This is a genomic window from Bacillus sp. SG20033, assembly GCF_044570195.1.
GTDB lineage: Bacteria > Bacillota > Bacilli > Bacillales > Bacillaceae > Bacillus > Bacillus subtilis.
This window is the reverse complement of the sequence record NZ_CP172606.1, coordinates 4,114,188-4,130,496: the sequence shown is the minus strand read 5'-3', so window position 1 is coordinate 4,130,496 and position 16,309 is coordinate 4,114,188. Positions and strand designations below refer to the sequence as shown.

Annotated in this window: 13 protein-coding genes and 1 pseudogene; 8 read left to right on the top strand and 6 right to left on the bottom strand. The window is 47.8% G+C overall.

Annotation, left to right across the window (positions count from 1 at the left end; genetic code table 11):
• The first annotated feature begins 59 nt into the window (after window positions 1-59).
• The 6 genes from eutH to ACFVP7_RS21640 all read left to right on the top strand — a co-directional run bounded on the left by eutH (window position 60) and on the right by ACFVP7_RS21640 (window position 6,517).
• Window positions 60-1,172: an ethanolamine utilization protein EutH gene (gene eutH / locus ACFVP7_RS21665; RefSeq protein ID WP_396582874.1), complete on the top strand. Its 1,113-nt coding sequence runs from the start codon at window positions 60-62 to the stop codon at window positions 1,170-1,172.
• Window positions 1,173-1,244: 72 nt separating this feature from the next.
• The gene (locus tag ACFVP7_RS21660; protein ID WP_015385093.1) at window positions 1,245-2,072 is read left to right on the top strand and encodes a DUF1206 domain-containing protein; all 828 of its coding nucleotides are present in this window, start codon (window positions 1,245-1,247) and stop codon (window positions 2,070-2,072) included.
• A gap of 133 nt (window positions 2,073-2,205) precedes the next feature.
• Entirely contained in the window at window positions 2,206-3,147 is a 942-nt protein-coding gene (gene deoR / locus ACFVP7_RS21655) for a DNA-binding transcriptional repressor DeoR (protein ID WP_014478458.1), read from the top strand.
• A 105-nt stretch (window positions 3,148-3,252) separates the two neighbouring features.
• Window positions 3,253-3,924, top strand: a complete 672-nt coding sequence (deoC, locus tag ACFVP7_RS21650) for a deoxyribose-phosphate aldolase (protein WP_396582873.1) — start codon at window positions 3,253-3,255, stop codon at window positions 3,922-3,924.
• 80 nt (window positions 3,925-4,004) lie between these two features.
• Window positions 4,005-5,186, top strand: coding sequence for a nucleoside permease NupC (gene nupC / locus ACFVP7_RS21645; protein WP_003244143.1), 1,182 nt, complete (start codon window positions 4,005-4,007; stop codon window positions 5,184-5,186).
• A 29-nt stretch (window positions 5,187-5,215) separates the two neighbouring features.
• Entirely contained in the window at window positions 5,216-6,517 is a 1,302-nt protein-coding gene (locus ACFVP7_RS21640) for a pyrimidine-nucleoside phosphorylase (protein WP_029946389.1), read from the top strand.
• Between the two features lie 42 nt (window positions 6,518-6,559).
• On the opposite strand, the gene ACFVP7_RS21635 is transcribed toward ACFVP7_RS21640, so the two are convergent.
• The 6 genes from ACFVP7_RS21635 to hutP form a co-directional block, all read right to left on the bottom strand.
• Window positions 6,560-7,987 (bottom strand): amino acid permease, encoded by a 1,428-nt coding sequence (locus ACFVP7_RS21635; RefSeq protein WP_396582872.1) that lies wholly within the window; start codon window positions 7,985-7,987, stop codon window positions 6,560-6,562.
• Between the two features lie 75 nt (window positions 7,988-8,062).
• Window positions 8,063-9,022 (bottom strand): formimidoylglutamase, encoded by a 960-nt coding sequence (gene hutG, locus ACFVP7_RS21630; RefSeq protein ID WP_003227136.1) that lies wholly within the window; start codon window positions 9,020-9,022, stop codon window positions 8,063-8,065.
• A complete protein-coding gene (gene hutI, locus ACFVP7_RS21625) occupies window positions 9,015-10,280 on the bottom strand; it encodes an imidazolonepropionase (RefSeq protein WP_049140875.1) in 1,266 nt (421 codons plus the stop codon). The genes hutG and hutI overlap by 8 nt, the downstream gene beginning before the upstream one ends.
• A 12-nt stretch (window positions 10,281-10,292) precedes the next feature.
• The gene (hutU, locus tag ACFVP7_RS21620; protein WP_003243634.1) at window positions 10,293-11,951 is read right to left on the bottom strand and encodes a urocanate hydratase; all 1,659 of its coding nucleotides are present in this window, start codon (window positions 11,949-11,951) and stop codon (window positions 10,293-10,295) included.
• Entirely contained in the window at window positions 11,948-13,474 is a 1,527-nt protein-coding gene (gene hutH / locus ACFVP7_RS21615) for a histidine ammonia-lyase (RefSeq protein ID WP_015385086.1), read from the bottom strand. Before hutH ends, hutU begins: the two co-directional genes overlap by 4 nt.
• Before the next feature lie 112 nt (window positions 13,475-13,586).
• Entirely contained in the window at window positions 13,587-14,033 is a 447-nt protein-coding gene (gene hutP, locus ACFVP7_RS21610; RefSeq protein WP_003243875.1) for a hut operon transcriptional regulator HutP, read from the bottom strand.
• Window positions 14,034-14,350: 317 nt separating this feature from the next.
• Between hutP and ACFVP7_RS21605 the strand changes: the two are divergent.
• Window positions 14,351-14,532 (top strand): annotated as a pseudogene (locus ACFVP7_RS21605) (hypothetical protein).
• 116 nt (window positions 14,533-14,648) lie between these two features.
• Complete coding sequence (gene abnB, locus ACFVP7_RS21600) at window positions 14,649-16,058, top strand: arabinan endo-1,5-alpha-L-arabinosidase AbnB (RefSeq protein ID WP_396582871.1); 1,410 nt, start codon at window positions 14,649-14,651, stop codon at window positions 16,056-16,058.
• The last annotated feature ends 251 nt before the right edge of the window (window positions 16,059-16,309 follow it).

Sequence of the window (16,309 nt, the reverse complement as noted above, 5' to 3'; positions counted from 1 at the left end):
TATTCGGTGATTTCAGATGATATGATAAAACCAATCATACGTTTGAAAAAGGAGAAACTATGACGGTGAATGACGCGGTTGTATTCATTTTGGCTGGCTTTTTACTATGGGGAGCGGCGGATTATTGTTTGGGAAACAGATGGGGGCTAGGCGAGCGGTTTGCGGACGGCTTTAAGGCTATGGGGCCGCTGGCGCTGTCCATGATCGGAATTGTGTCGCTGGCGCCCGTGCTGGCAGCAATCCTGATTCCCATTGTTGCTCCGTTTTACACAGCGATTGGCGCGGACCCTTCTTCCTTTGCGAACACCATTTTGGCAATTGATATGGGAGGATATGCGCTGGCTGGAGAAATGGCGAAAGATCCGCAGGCCGGACTGTTTTCATGGGTGTTTTTAGGAACAATGATGGGACCGGCAATCGTCTTCACGATTCCCGTCGCTCTTGGCATCATCGAAATAGAGGATCATCCGTATTTTGCGAAAGGCATATTAATCGGGCTGTGCACAGTGCCGATCGGTTGTTTCATCGGCGGATTATGCGCGGGCTTTGACATCGGCATGATAGGTAAAAACCTTCTGATCCCGAGTCTGTTATCTGCTGTGATCGCTTTTGGATTATGGCGTTATACCGACAGTATGATTCGGTTGTTTCATCTCTTCGGGAAAGCGGTCAGTGTTGTTGCGATTATCGGGCTTGCAGCTGTCTCCGTTGAAACGATGACCGGTATTGTGCTGATTCCGGGAATGGAGAATGTCGAGACAGGGATACAAACGACAGGGACCATCGCCATTGCCTTGGCAGGGGCGTTTCCAATGACGGCTTTTATTACAAAAACCTTTAAAAAACCGCTCCAGGCCCTGGGGAAACACCTTCATTTAGATGAGACAGCAACAGCAGGCTTGGTGACCTCTTTGGCGCATCATATCCCGATGCTGGCTTCATTAAAGGATATGACGCCGAGAGGAAAGGTCGTCAATGTCGCGTTTGCGGTCAGCGGCGCCTTTGTACTCGGTAGCCATCTCGGTTTTGTGGCTGGAATGAAAAAAGAAATGGCGGCGGCCATGATCATTGGGAAATTAGCAGGCGGAGTCACAGCTGCCGCAGCGGCTGCTTGGATGACACCTGCACAATCAGCTAATCAGCAAAAACGTATCTCAGCCGGCCATAGCTGAGGCAGAAGCTGTTTCAACTTTGTCCAATCGGGAATGTTACAGTAAAGATTTCTGTGAAAGAGGGTTGGACACATGGCGGTGAAAGACCGGTACATGTCAAAAATAAAACAGGAAACCAAGCCTTGGATCAAACGATTCGGGAGGCTTGGTTATTTTGCATTCGGCGGCGTTTTTATTCTGCTTGGGGTTTTGGCCTTTATGACGGCTGCCGGGGCAGGCCGCGCGAAAGATTCGAGCGGAGCGCTCCAAACGCTATCACGCATGCCGTATGGGTCACTATTGCTTTTTTTAATAGGCATCGGCCTTATCGGCTATGTGATCTGGATGGTGTTAAGCGCGATCAAGGACACGGAGGGGCACGGAAACAGCAGGCGAGGCCTGTCACGGAGAATAGGAAACTTTTTCAGTGCCGCCGTTTACACATCCATCGCTTGGAATGCCTTGCGATTTGTGTTTGGCCAAGGGGACGGCGGCACTTCAGAACAGACGTGGTCCGCTTATGTATTGGCGCAGCCGTTCGGCCAATGGCTCACAGGGCTTACGGGTGCGGGTTTTATCGTATTTGCGATTGTTCAATTTATGAAAGGCGTTCGGGCTGCTTTTATGAAAGAATTTGATACGTCAAAAATGAACAAACAAATGATATGCATCACGAAAAACACCGGACGCGCAGGCAATATCGCCCGGGCCATTATTTTCTCTGCTATCGGCTATTTTCTGATCAAGACAGCCATGACCGCTGACCCCGACGACACAAGAGGCTTTGACGGCGCGCTCGCCGAACTCGCGCAGCAGCCGCATGGCAAATTGATTCTGTCTATATTGGCATTAGGCCTGATCCTATATGGAATGTACGCCATTATGAAAGGCATTTATCAGCATATGACCTGGGAGAAATAAGCTCTGGGCAGGTCCGCGCCCAGAGCGTTTTTCAGTTTCTTAGAAATCAGGTGGATGAAAGCCGGCGCCAGCCTGTATAATAAAAGCAAATCAAAAGCAGTTTTATCAGGACTGATCCACAGGGAGGTGCAGAATGGATCGGGAAAAACAGCAATTAAGCATAGAAGCGGCAAGGCTTTACTATCAGTCTGACTACAGTCAGCAGCAAATTGCTGAGCAGCTCAACATTTCAAGGCCAACCGTTTCCCGGCTGCTGCAATATGCAAAGGAAAAAGGGTATGTCCAGATTCGCGTCATGGACCCTTTTGAGGATTTGGATGCGCTCGGTTCCATACTTGAAGAGAAATACGGGCTCCTTGAGGCGCATGTTGTGTTTTCCCCGACACCCGATTATGCAGGAATTACACATGACCTAAGCCGCTATGGTGCAGAATATATGCATGAAACGGTAAAAGACGGCGACATTGTCGGCGTCAGCTGGGGAACCACCATGTATCAAATCGCGCAAAACATGCAGCCGAAGCAGGTAAAAGGCGTCGAGGTCGTCCAGCTGAAAGGCGGTATCAGCCATTCCCGGGTAAACACGTATTCGGCTGAAACGATTCAGCTGTTTGCGGAGGCTTTTCAAACGATGCCGCGCTATCTCCCGCTTCCCGTCGTGTTTGATAATGCGGATGTGAAGCGAATGGTGGAGAAAGACCGTCATATTGAGCGGATTATTGAGATGGGCAAGCAGGCGAATATCGCTCTCTTTACGGTCGGGACTGTCCGTGATGAAGCGCTGTTGTTTCGGCTCGGATATTTTAACGAAGAAGAGAAAGCCCTGCTGAAAAAACAGGCCGTCGGGGATATTTGTTCACGCTTTTTTGATGCGAAAGGGAATATTTGCAGCAGTGCCATCAATGACCGGACCATCGGTGTTGAGCTTGAAGACCTCAGGCTGAAGGAACGCTCCATTTTAGTTGCCGGCGGAAGCAGAAAAGTATCTTCCATTCACGGAGCATTAACCGGAAAATATGCCAACGTTTTAATCATTGACCAGCATACCGCGAGGGCGCTTGTTAATGATTTGTGACACGTTCAAACCTTTCGTTGAACAAAATTTCAATTACCAATTTACATATGTTCAAAAGTCGGTTATGCTAAAAAATATCTTAACAAAAAAGGAAGTGTGCGAAGGATGTCATTAGCCAACATAATTGATCATACAGCTTTGAAACCGCATACACAAAAAGCGGAAATTCTAAAACTAATTGAAGAAGCGAAAACATACAAATTTGCTTCAGTATGTGTCAATCCGACATGGGTGGAGCTTGCTGCAAAAGAGCTTAAGGGAACTGGAGTCGACGTTTGTACAGTCATCGGCTTCCCGCTCGGTGCCAATACATCTGAAACAAAAGCGTTCGAAACAAAAGACGCCATTTCAAAAGGCGCCACTGAAGTGGATATGGTCATTAATATTGCCGCTTTAAAAGACAAGGAAGACGATGTGGTGGAAGCTGATATCCGCGGTGTAGTGGAAGCTGCAGCCGGAAAAGCGCTTGTCAAAGTCATTATCGAAACGTGCCTTCTGACTGATGAAGAAAAAGAACGTGCATGCCGTTTAGCGGTGTCTGCGGGAGCCGATTTCGTAAAAACATCAACAGGCTTTTCTACAGGCGGCGCAACGAAGGAAGATATCGCCTTAATGCGCAAAACAGTAGGACCTGATATCGGCGTGAAAGCATCTGGCGGCGTCAGAACGAAAGAAGATGTAGACACAATGGTAGAGGCCGGAGCAAGCCGAATTGGCGCCAGCGCAGGCGTTTCTATCGTAAAAGGAGAAAATGCATCAGGCGGAGACAACTATTAAGAGCTGACGGAAGGCAGACTGCTTTCCGTTTTCTGAGGAAACAGTGATTGTAAGCGAATACAAATAAAGGAGAAACACATATGAAGTATTTGATTGGGATTATCGGTTTAATCGTGTTTTTAGGCCTCGCGTGGATCGCGAGCAGCGGCAAAAAAAGAATTAAGATCCGCCCAATTGTTGTTATGCTCATTTTGCAATTTATTCTTGGCTACATTCTCCTCAATACCGGGATAGGGAATTTCCTCGTGGGAGGATTTGCAAAAGGATTCGGTTATCTGCTTGAATACGCGGCTGAGGGAATTAACTTTGTGTTTGGCGGCTTGGTGAATGCGGACCAAACGACATTCTTTATGAATGTTCTCTTGCCGATCGTGTTTATTTCTGCTCTGATTGGGATTCTGCAAAAGTGGAAAGTTCTCCCATTTATTATTAGATATATCGGCCTTGCCCTCAGCAAGGTAAACGGTATGGGAAGATTGGAATCGTATAACGCAGTGGCTTCTGCGATTTTAGGGCAGTCAGAAGTATTTATCTCCTTGAAGAAAGAACTCGGTCTTTTAAATCAGCAGCGCTTGTACACGCTTTGTGCATCTGCGATGTCAACTGTATCAATGTCGATTGTCGGCGCGTATATGACAATGCTGAAACCGGAATATGTTGTAACAGCGCTTGTTTTGAACTTATTTGGCGGTTTCATAATTGCTTCTATTATTAATCCGTACGAGGTTGCAAAAGAAGAGGATATGCTTCGTGTTGAGGAAGAGGAAAAACAATCCTTCTTCGAAGTGCTCGGAGAATACATTCTTGACGGTTTCAAAGTAGCGGTTGTCGTCGCTGCGATGCTGATTGGATTTGTCGCGATTATTGCCTTGATTAATGGCATTTTTAATGCAGTATTCGGTATTTCGTTCCAAGGCATTCTTGGATATGTGTTTGCTCCATTCGCTTTTCTTGTGGGTATCCCATGGAATGAAGCTGTTAATGCGGGAAGCATTATGGCAACAAAAATGGTATCGAATGAATTTGTCGCCATGACGTCGCTTACGCAAAACGGTTTCCATTTCAGCGGCCGTACAACAGCGATCGTATCGGTATTCCTTGTGTCATTTGCGAACTTCTCCTCAATCGGAATCATTGCCGGTGCCGTAAAAGGACTGAATGAAAAGCAAGGAAATGTCGTCGCTCGTTTCGGCTTGAAATTATTATACGGTGCTACGCTTGTCAGCTTTTTATCAGCAGCAATTGTGGGCTTGATTTACTGAACTTAATCGAAAAGGATCGGTGACCAAACATGAGAATGGTAGATATCATCATCAAAAAACAAAACGGAAAAGAACTCACCACTGAAGAAATTCAATTTTTCGTGAACGGCTACACAGACGGAAGCATTCCTGATTATCAGGCAAGCGCGCTTGCTATGGCGATTTTTTTCCGGGATATGAGTGACCGTGAACGCGCGGACTTGACGATGGCTATGGTGAACTCCGGTGAAACGATTGATCTTTCTGCCATTGAAGGAATTAAAGTGGATAAACACTCCACCGGCGGCGTCGGCGACACGACAACACTCGTTCTCGCTCCGCTTGTTGCGGCTCTTGACGTACCGGTTGCCAAAATGTCCGGCCGCGGCCTCGGCCATACGGGCGGCACGATTGATAAGTTAGAGGCAATCGACGGCTTCCACGTGGAACTGACGAAGGATGAATTTATTAAACTTGTGAACCGCGACAAGGTTGCGGTCATCGGCCAAAGCGGCAATTTAACGCCGGCTGATAAAAAACTGTACGCGCTTCGTGATGTAACGGGAACGGTCAATTCCATTCCGCTCATTGCAAGCTCGATTATGAGCAAAAAAATCGCTGCCGGGGCGGACGCCATCGTGCTTGACGTAAAAACGGGAGCGGGCGCCTTCATGAAAACAGAAGAAGACGCAGCTGAACTTGCCAAAGCGATGGTACGCATCGGAAATAACGTCGGCCGTCAAACAATGGCTGTCATTTCAGACATGTCCCAGCCGCTCGGCTTTGCGATCGGAAATGCGCTTGAAGTCAAAGAAGCGATCGACACGCTCAAAGGCGAGGGGCCTGAGGATCTTCATGAGCTTGTCTTAACGCTCGGCAGCCAGATGGTTGTGCTTGCGAAAAAAGCCGATACATTGGACGAAGCGAGAGCGAAGCTGGAAGAAGTCATGAAAAACGGCAAAGCACTTGAGAAATTCAAGGATTTCCTGAAAAACCAAGGCGGCGACAGCTCAATTGTTGACGATCCGTCTAAGCTTCCGCAAGCCGCATATCAAATTGATGTGCCTGCCAAAGAAGCGGGTGTCGTCTCTGAAATCGTTGCGGACGAAATCGGCGTCGCGGCGATGCTGTTAGGTGCCGGTCGCGCCACAAAAGAAGATGAGATCGATTTAGCCGTCGGCATCATGCTCCGCAAGAAGGTCGGCGACAAAGTAGAAAAAGGCGAACCGCTCGTGACGCTTTACGCCAACCGCGAAAACGTTGATGAAGTCATCGCAAAAGTCTATGACAACATCCGCATCGCCGCGGAAGCGAAGGCGCCGAAGCTGATTCATACGTTGATTACTGAATAAAAATAAAGCACATCCCATCCTGAGTGGGGTGTGCTTTTTTGATTACAGGATGTGATCAGCCTGATATTCCTCTTGGCTGATTTTTTTCGCTTTTGTAACATTTCTTTTGAAATGGTAGATCAGATAGCAAAGGAGGATACAAGGAACTCCGCAGAAAAGTGCGATTCTTTGATTGGGATCAAAAGCAAGACCGATACAAGAAGCAGAACATAATAAGAGAGCGGCTATAGGCATAAGAGGATAAAGCGGCGTGCGAAATGTCAGATCTTTTATATTCCCCCCTTTTTTCAAAAATCTCTTTCGAAACAAGAGTTGGGACAAGGCAATGCTCATCCAGACCACGACTCCTGCAAATCCAGCAATTGCTACCATCACCACATAGACAGTTCCAGGGGCCACGATACTGGAAACGAGAGATAAACAAGATACAGCCATACTGATCATTAAGGCATTTAAAGGAATGCCTTTAGATGTCACTTTCTTAAAACGGGAGCTGATCATGTTTTCATTTGCTAAAGACCACATCATACGGGTCGAAGCATATAAGCCTGAGTTGGCGACAGACAGCAAGGCTGTTAATATCACGAAATTCATAATATCAGCAGCGTAAGGGATTCCGATCTCCGCAAATACGGCTACAAACGGGCTTTCAATCACGCCTGCGTCCTTCCATGAAATCAACCCGGATAATATGAAGACAGCGCCAATGAAAAAAATCACGGTTCTCCATGCGACATTACGGATGGATCGCGGTATATCCTTTTGAGGATTTGCTGATTCTCCTGCTGTAACGCCGATTAACTCTGTACCAGAAAAGGCGAAGCTCACAGATATCATCGCGATAAAAACGGCGAGAAAGCCATTCGGAAACAGCCCGCCATGGTCTGTGAAGTTTGACAACATAGGAGCATCCGCCGTTCCGTTTAAAGAGATCAGGCCAAACATGGCGGCTCCTCCTAAAATGATAAATAAAATAATGGTGACAATCTTTACGCTGGAAAACCAAAATTCAGTTTCCGCAAATAACTTAACTGAAAATGCGTTGCATATAAAAAGAAGGGCTGCAAAAATCGCACTCCACATCCATACACTGCTGTCAGGGAACCAGCGCTGCATGAGAATACCGGATGCGGTAAACTCAGAGCCTACCGTCACCACCCAATTGATCCAGTACATGATGCCGACCATAAAACCGGTAGATGGACCGATAAATGTTGTAGCATATTTTTGAAAAGAGCCGGTCACCGGCATGGCAACCGACAATTCACCGAGACATTGCATGACGAGGTACATCATCAACCCGCCGATTACATAAGCGAGTATCGTACCGCCGGGTCCGGCTTGATGTAGCGTATAGCCCGTACTGAGGAAAAGTCCTGTGCCTATGACGCCTCCCAATGAGATCATAAATAGGTGCCTGCTTTTCATTGTGCGTTTTAGCTGTTGGCTGCTGTTCTCCTGAAGATTCACTGTCTCGCCCTCCTTTTAGCTGCCATTCATTAGGCAGATGAGTTTCCTATACCCAAAATACAACCTGCCAGAAGATCACTTGAATGGGGAGAGTTTCATTCCTTTTAATGCGTGTAACAGAACATGAGCTGCAGCTCTGCTTGTCATATCTCGAAAATCGAGGGTAGGATCGACTTCAACAATTTCAATCCCGGCAATATTGGGCTGTTGTGCGATGTACTTGACTGCTTCAAGCAATTCGTCTGTATAGAGGCCGCCCGGGCCAATCGCTGGACAGCCGGGTGCATGGGACTGGTCTAAGACATCCATGTCAACAGATATAAAAATGAAATCTGTTCTATCTTGAACAACAGGCAAAATCTCTTTTATCGTTGGGATTAGTCCTTTTTCCCGGATCATGTCCATCGTGTGAATGTTCACGCTATGTTTTTTTGCATATGCTTCATAGGCCTGGCTGTTGCTGAATTCTCTGATACCCAGTTGGATCAAATGTTGACCTTCAATAATCTCTTCATCCAAAAGGCGGCGGAAGGGGGTGCCGTTTGTCGGCCCCCCGTCCTCCGTATTGCGAACATCGTGATGGGCATCAAATTGAATCACCGCTGTCGTTCCTTTTGTTTGTGCTATCGCTTTTATTGTGGAGTAGCTGATAGAGTTATCTCCCCCAAGTATGAGCGGCACCCAATCCGGATGGTCCGAAAGCAGAGCGTGCATGGTTTGGAAAATGTGATGATGTGACTTTACGATATCAGTGACATGAATATCGATATCCCCCAGATCATATAGAAGCTCTGATACGACGTGCTCTCCAAGCTCAGCAGAATAGGCTGATGAATGTTTCAGAGCCTGGCGTATTGTTCCGGGTGCAAAGGAAGCGCCTGAATGACTGATGGAGGATTTTGATAGGGGGACACCTATCAACGCCGGTCCCTTAATGTCCTGGCCGTCCCATGTTGCGATCAGGTCGCTCATTTTTGTGACATCCCGGTCTTTAAACGAAGATCCGGCCTCTCTGAGAAAAGGGTACTTATCCAAGAATGGCTCCCTCCCTGTTGACAACAATTGTTCCGTTTTTCATGACTTGATGTACATGATTGACCCCGTAGTGATACGGAATATACATATAGTTCGAGGCTTGCCAAATGACTAGATCAGCTGAGCGGCCGACTTTGAGCTGACCGGCTTCCTCTCCTTTCCCTATGGCGTATGCGGCATTGACTGTGACCGCATGCCAAATTTCTTCTGCAGTCATTTTCAGATGAAGCGCGGCAATGGACATAATCAGCTGGATATTTTCAGTCGGCGAGCTGCCAGGATTAAAATCCGTTGCCAAGCTGACACATACACCTTCATCAATCATAGCTCTAGCCCTGGCGTATGTGCTTTTGCCAAGATAAAATGTCGTGCCCGGCAAGAGGACGGCGATCGTTCCTGCCTCAGCCAATTTCTTTATGCCTTCGTCCGATGCACCTACCAAATGGTCGGCTGAGACGGCCTTTAGCTCACCTGCTAATTCAGCACCTCCAAGCGGATCGATTTCATCTGCGTGTATTTTTAATCCGAAGCCTGCCTCAGCTGCTTTTTGTAAATAACGGCGGGATTGGCTGACTGTAAAAACGCCTGTTTCTGTAAAAATATCAGCAAAGCTGGCGAGCTCCTGCTCTTTGATTTCCGGCAAAAGGGAAAGCATTTGATCCAGAAATTCATCTGGATCGTTTTGATATTCGGGAGGAATCGCATGGGCTCCCATAAATGTGGAAACAAGGTCAACAGGCTGGCTTTCATGCAGTTTCTTTGCGACACGCAACTGTTTGAGCTCTGTCTCTTTTTCCAAGCCGTAGCCGCTTTTCACTTCTGCTGTGGTTGTGCCGTAGGACAGCATTCTTTGCAGATGAAAATGGGCTTTTTGCAGCAGCTCTTCTTCTGAAGCCGCCCTGGTATCCTTGACTGTAGACAGAATCCCGCCGCCCTGCGCCAGAATATCCAAATATGAAATGCCCTGAAGCTTAAGGTTCATCTCCTTTTCACGAGATCCGCCAAATACAAGATGGGTGTGCGGATCAACGAGGCCAGGCGTTACAAGGCGTCCCGAACAGTCAATGATTTCGTCTGCCTCGTAACCGGCTTCAGCCCCTTTTTGTCCGGCGAACACAATTTTCTGTTCATGAATGCCGACAACAGCGTCTTCGATCACATGAAGATCCTGCATGCTTTTGCCTGCCCGCGGACCGCTGCTTTCCATCGTCAAAAGCTGACCGATGTTGATGAGAATCGTATCAATTTGCTTTGGCATGTCATCACTCCTTTATTTTTGCATCGGCACGATAATGTCCTGTTCCTTCGCTACTTCAACGGCACGTTCATAACCCGCATCCGCATGACGGATAATGCCCATTCCTGGGTCGCTCGTTAAGACCCGCGCGAGCCGCTCGTCAGCCAGCTCACTTCCATCGGCCACTGCAACCATGCCGGCATGCAGGGAATAGCCCATTCCGACGCCGCCGCCATGGTGGAAGGAAACCCAGCTTGCACCCGCCGCCGTGTTGACAAGCGCATTTAGCACAGCCCAGTCACCAACAGCGTCACTTCCGTCCTTCATCGCTTCTGTCTCCCGGTTTGGAGAGGCGACAGACCCGCAGTCCAAATGATCTCTCCCAATAACGACAGGCGCTTTTAGCTCCCCGGTTCTAACCAGCTCGTTAATGGCGAGGCCCATCTTTTTTCGTTCTCCATATCCAAGCCAGCAAATACGGGACGGCAAGCCTTGGAAGGTGACTTTTTCCTGTGCCATATCAATCCAGCGGTGAAGGGCTTTATTTGTCGGGAACAGCTCTTTTAATAACGCATCCGTACGGTAAATATCTGCCGGATCTCCGGAAAGCGCCGCCCAACGGAACGGCCCTTTTCCTTCACAGAATAAGGGGCGGATGTAGGCAGGGACAAACCCCGGAAAATCGAAGGCATTCTCCAGCCCTTCATCCTTTGCGACTTGCCGGATATTGTTGCCGTAGTCAAATACAATAGAGCCCTTTTGCTGAAAGGCCAGCATGGCTTCGACATGTTTTTTCATGCTTTGCTTCGCAAGGCGCACGTAAAGCTCTGGAGTGTCTTGACGCAAACGGTCAGCTTCATCAAGGGAATAGCCCTCGGGAACATAACCGATTAAAGGGTCATGGGCAGATGTCTGATCTGTCACAATATCAATTTTGACGCCTCGGTTCAAAAGTGTGTGATGCACCTCAGCTGCGTTTCCGAGAAGTGCAATGGACAAAGGTTTTCCTGCCAGCTTTGCCTCTTCAGCCCAAGCTAAGGCTTCCTCAATCGATGCTGTTTTTCGATCGCAGTATTTTGTTTCGATCCGCTTGTCGATGCGTTTCTCGTCAACCTCGACGGCAATCACGACGCCTTCATTCATCGTGACAGATAGCGGCTGGGCGCCTCCCATTCCGCCGAGACCCGCTGTCAGCGTCAATGTTCCTTTTAAGCTGCCTCCAAAGTGCTGTCGCGCCAGTTCAGCGAAGGTTTCATAGGTTCCTTGCAATATGCCTTGTGAGCCAATGTAAATCCAGCTGCCAGCCGTCATCTGTCCGTACATCATTAACCCTTTTTTCTCAAGTTCGTGGAAATGCTCCCAGTCTGCCCACTTCGGAACAAGAACAGAATTTGCCAGGAGCACGCGCGGGGCCTGCGGGTGTGTACGGAACATGCCAACTGGCTTTCCGGATTGCACGAGCAATGTTTCATCATTTTTTAATGTTTTCAAGGAATGCTCAATGGCGTGAAAAGCGTCCCAATCCCGTGCGGCTTTGCCGATCCCGCCATATACGATGAGGTCCTCCGGCTTCTCGGCGACTTCTGGATCAAGGTTGTTTCGAAGCATCCGAAGCACTGCCTCTTGCTCCCATCCTAAGCATTCAAGCTCTGTTCCTCTGTTGGCACGGATTGATTTTTTTACATCAGTCATATGTTCATCCCCCTTAGTTCTTTATTCTGATGATCAGGTATTAAAGATTCCTTCTTCAGCCAGTCAGTCAAGCGTTCAATGTCATAGGAAAAAACACGGTCCTGCTGAATGGACGGCACGACTTTTCTCATTTCCTGAAAAAGCTGTTTCGTATAGGACGCTGCATGTTCTATGCCTCTGTATTCAACCGCCTGTAATGCGCAAATCGCTTCGATCGCAATGACTCTCCTTGTATTTGCGATCACCTGATAAGCATGCCGAGCGGCGATGGTTCCCATGCTGACATGGTCCTCTTGGTTGGCGGATGACGGAATGGAATCCACACTTGCCGGATGGGCCAGTGTTTTATTTTCAGAAACGAGTGAGGCCGCGGCGTACTGCATGATCATTGCACCGGATTGCAGACCGGGATGAGGGCTCAGGAACGGCGGCAGGTCATTCAGCTGCGGATTCACAAGTCGTTCGATCCGGCGCTCTGCGATATTTGCAAGCTCTGATATTGCGATTTTCAGAAAATCCATGGCAAAGGCGATCGGCTGTCCGTGAAAGTTTCCGCCGGAAATCACTTTGTCACCGTCATTGAAAATGAGAGGATTGTCTGTAGCTGCATTCATTTCAATCTCTAATTTTTCTTTGACATAGCCTAGAGTCTGCCAAGTCGCACCGTGTACTTGCGGAATACAGCGCAATGAATAGGCATCCTGTACCCGCAGTTCTCCCTGGGAGGTTGTCAGGCCGCTGTCAGATAGATAAAAGCGAATTCGTTCTGCGACATCGATTTGCTCCTGATAGCCACGGGCTGAGTGAATATCCTCGTCAAATGCATCGATAATTCCCCGCAAACCTTCAATCGTTAAGCTGGCAATGCGTTCTGTTTGATAGGCTAGTTTCTCAGCTTCAATGTAGGCGACCACTCCCATTGCAGTCATGGCCTGAGTCCCGTTAATCAAGGCAAGCCCTTCCTTGGATGTCAGCGTTACCGGTTGAATACCGGCTTTTTTCAAGCCTGTCATTGCCGGCATTCTTTCCCCCTCAAAAAAGACCTCTCCTTGCCCGATCAGCGCAAGCGCCAGGTGGGAAAGCGGCGCCAGATCTCCGCTTGCGCCAAGTGATCCCTGCTGAGGGATGACAGGATGGACGCGTTTATTTAAAAAAGCAAGCAACTGTTCGATCAGCTCAGCGCGTACACCGGAAAAGCCTTTTAACAGCGCATTGGCGCGCAAAAGCAGCATGGCCCTGGAAACACACTCAGGAAAAGGGTCGCCGACTCCGCAGGCATGAGAAAGGATTAAATTCAGCTGCAGCGCCGCCGAGTCTTCTTTCTGAATCAGGACATCGCTGAATTTGCCAAATCCGGTGTTGATGCCGTAGATTGTCTTTTCGTCGCGTACAATCCGTTCCACTGCTGCTCTGCTTTTTTTCACGCGCTCCATACTTTCCTCGGAAGCCGCTGCCTCCTCAAAATCAAACAGCACACGAGCGACGTCGGCTGTTGTCAATGAAGAACCGTCTAAAGTCACCATAAGCCCAACTCCTTTTTCTTTACTTTGGTAAAGCGCCCATACAAAAAGGAGCTATGCTGTGAACATCTGTTTTCACGCATAGCCCCCTATCGTCTAAGATCTATGGGCTGTTTCATATGTGATTAATTCCAACACCGAATGTCTCGTGCTCAAGACCTTTGATTGGCGCCCCGATTGTTCCGTAAAGCGAGACAGCAATCCAATCGCCTTCTGCTTCACTTTCATAAGGATTTCCCCTCAAAACGGCAAACCTCAAGCCCACCGTCCGAAGCAGCGATCCTAGCAGCATTTCACCTCTGGTCACGCCATGCAAAGCCTCCATCGTCGCATGATAAAGCGCATGTGACTCCCGATAACCCTCAGATTGAATGACACCGCTCTTTTTGGAAGCGGTTTCAATTGCGGCTACTACTTTATGCGCGTCCATTGATCCTACCTTGCCAAGACAGACCTTCCATCCGTCTCGCTCCAGCTCCTCAACCTGCGTACTCTCTTCCGCCTCATTCAGCAGCAGGAGAACAGACAGCCGGCCGATCCGACGCTCTTTATGCAGTGTCATATGAATCACTCAATTCCTAAAAATTCTGATAACTATTAACTGAGTATTATATTAATTGGTTCAGCAGCAGAAGTCAAAAGGTTTTTTACAGTCTTTAACAAGTTAGATTGCTATTGTAATAGCGTGACGCAGAAAGCAGAACAGGTTTTTTCAGCGATTGCACACGATATCCAGACAAGGAGGCAAGCGCCGCTGTCTAACTCTCAATATGCGTTTACAAAGTCGCATTTTTCGTAAGGCGTTTTATAAAGAGCCAGCCGAATGACTCCGGTGTTGACGGGCAATCAGGCATCATCTTAAAAACCGCCGACAACGAAATGGCTGTATCACAGTCGATGCAAAACCTGACAAAGCAGTTATTACATGTACGCGAATGAAAAACAGAGTGATGAAAGAAGGAGAAACAGCAAAAGAGTTGAACTATGAAAGAGAGGATATGCAAGCAGCAGTCCTGCGCAAGACTGACGGACATCAGTCTGACAATGTAAGAGAACAGTGAGAAATCACCTATCTGTTTGAATATGAAAACATTCGGCTGTTTTAATAGGCCGGGGTATCTTCATAGAGAAATGTAAGCGTTTAAAATTTAATAAAAAAGAGAGGCGAATTGTTTAGATGTTCAACCGATTGTTCCGTGTATGTTTTCTTGCAGCTCTTATCATGGCCTTCACCCTCCCAAACTCCGTCTATGCACAAAAACCTATATTTAAAGAAGTCAGCGTCCATGACCCTTCCATCATTGAAACAAACGGCACCTTTTATGTTTTTGGATCTCATCTCGCTTCAGCAAAAACAAATGACCTCATGCAATGGCAGCAGCTGACCACCAGCGTAAGCAATGACAACCCACTTATCCCGAATGTCTATGAAGAATTAAAAGAAACCTTCGAATGGGCGCAATCCGATACTCTTTGGGCGGCTGACGTCACGCAGCTGGCGGACGGCAAATACTACATGTACTACAACGCCTGCCGCGGCGACTCGCCTAGGTCCGCCATGGGTGTTGCTGTCGCTGACAACATCGAAGGGCCATACAAAAACAAAGGCATCTTTTTGAAATCAGGAATGGAAGGCACAAGCAGCGATGGAACACCGTATGACGCAACCAAACACCCGAATGTTGTCGACCCGCATACCTTCTTTGATAAAGACGGCAAACTGTGGATGGTGTACGGATCATACTCAGGCGGCATTTTCATTCTTGAAATGAATCCAAAAACGGGCTTCCCGCTTCCTGGGCAGGGATACGGAAAAAAACTGCTCGGCGGCAACCACAGCAGAATCGAAGGCCCGTATGTTCTCTATAATCCAGACACCCAATACTACTACTTATACCTATCATATGGCGGTCTCGATGCAACAGGCGGCTATAACATCCGTGTGGCCCGCTCCAAGAAACCAGACGGCCCTTACTATGATGCAGAAGGCAATCGAATGCTCGACGTCCGCGGCAAAGAAGGCACATTCTTCGACGACCGTTCCATCGAACCATACGGCGTCAAACTCATGGGCAGCTACACTTTTGAAACAGAAAATGAAAAAGGCACCGGGTACGTCTCACCAGGCCACAACTCCGCATACTATGACCAGAAAACCGGGCGTTCCTATTTAATCTTCCACACCCGCTTCCCGGGCAGGGGTGAAGAACACGAAGTCAGAGTCCACCAATTGTTCATGAACAAAGACGGCTGGCCGGTAGCAGCGCCATATCGTTATGCGGGCGAAACATTGAAAGAAGTAAAACAAAAAGACATCACAGGAACATACAAACTTATCCAGCACGGAAAAGACATCTCAGCCGACATCAAACAAACCATCAACATCCTGCTCAACAAAAACCACACCATTTCCGGGGAAATGACCGGAACATGGAAGAAAACCGGAAAAAATAAAGCTGACATCACGTTAGCGGGCAAGACGTATAACGGGGTATTTTTACGCCAGTGGGATCCGGTGAGAGAGAAGAACGTCATGACGTTTAGTGTGTTAAATGGCAGCGGTGAGGCTGTTTGGGGATCTAAATAAGATGGAGAAGCGCCTTCGTAGGAAGGCGTTTTTTTATGAGCTTTATTGACTATAAGAAACAGTTAAGTGGGAGAAAAAATAAAAATGAAAGAGAGATTAAAGACTTAAATAAAAAGTCCTTCCTATGATTATTTTCTCCCTCTCATAAGGTGATTAGATCTATTTTTAGCATTTTAGAACCAGTTAAACGTCTCTCAAGACAAACCTTTTTACCTATTTATCCAATATGATCCATCATGTAATATGAAAAT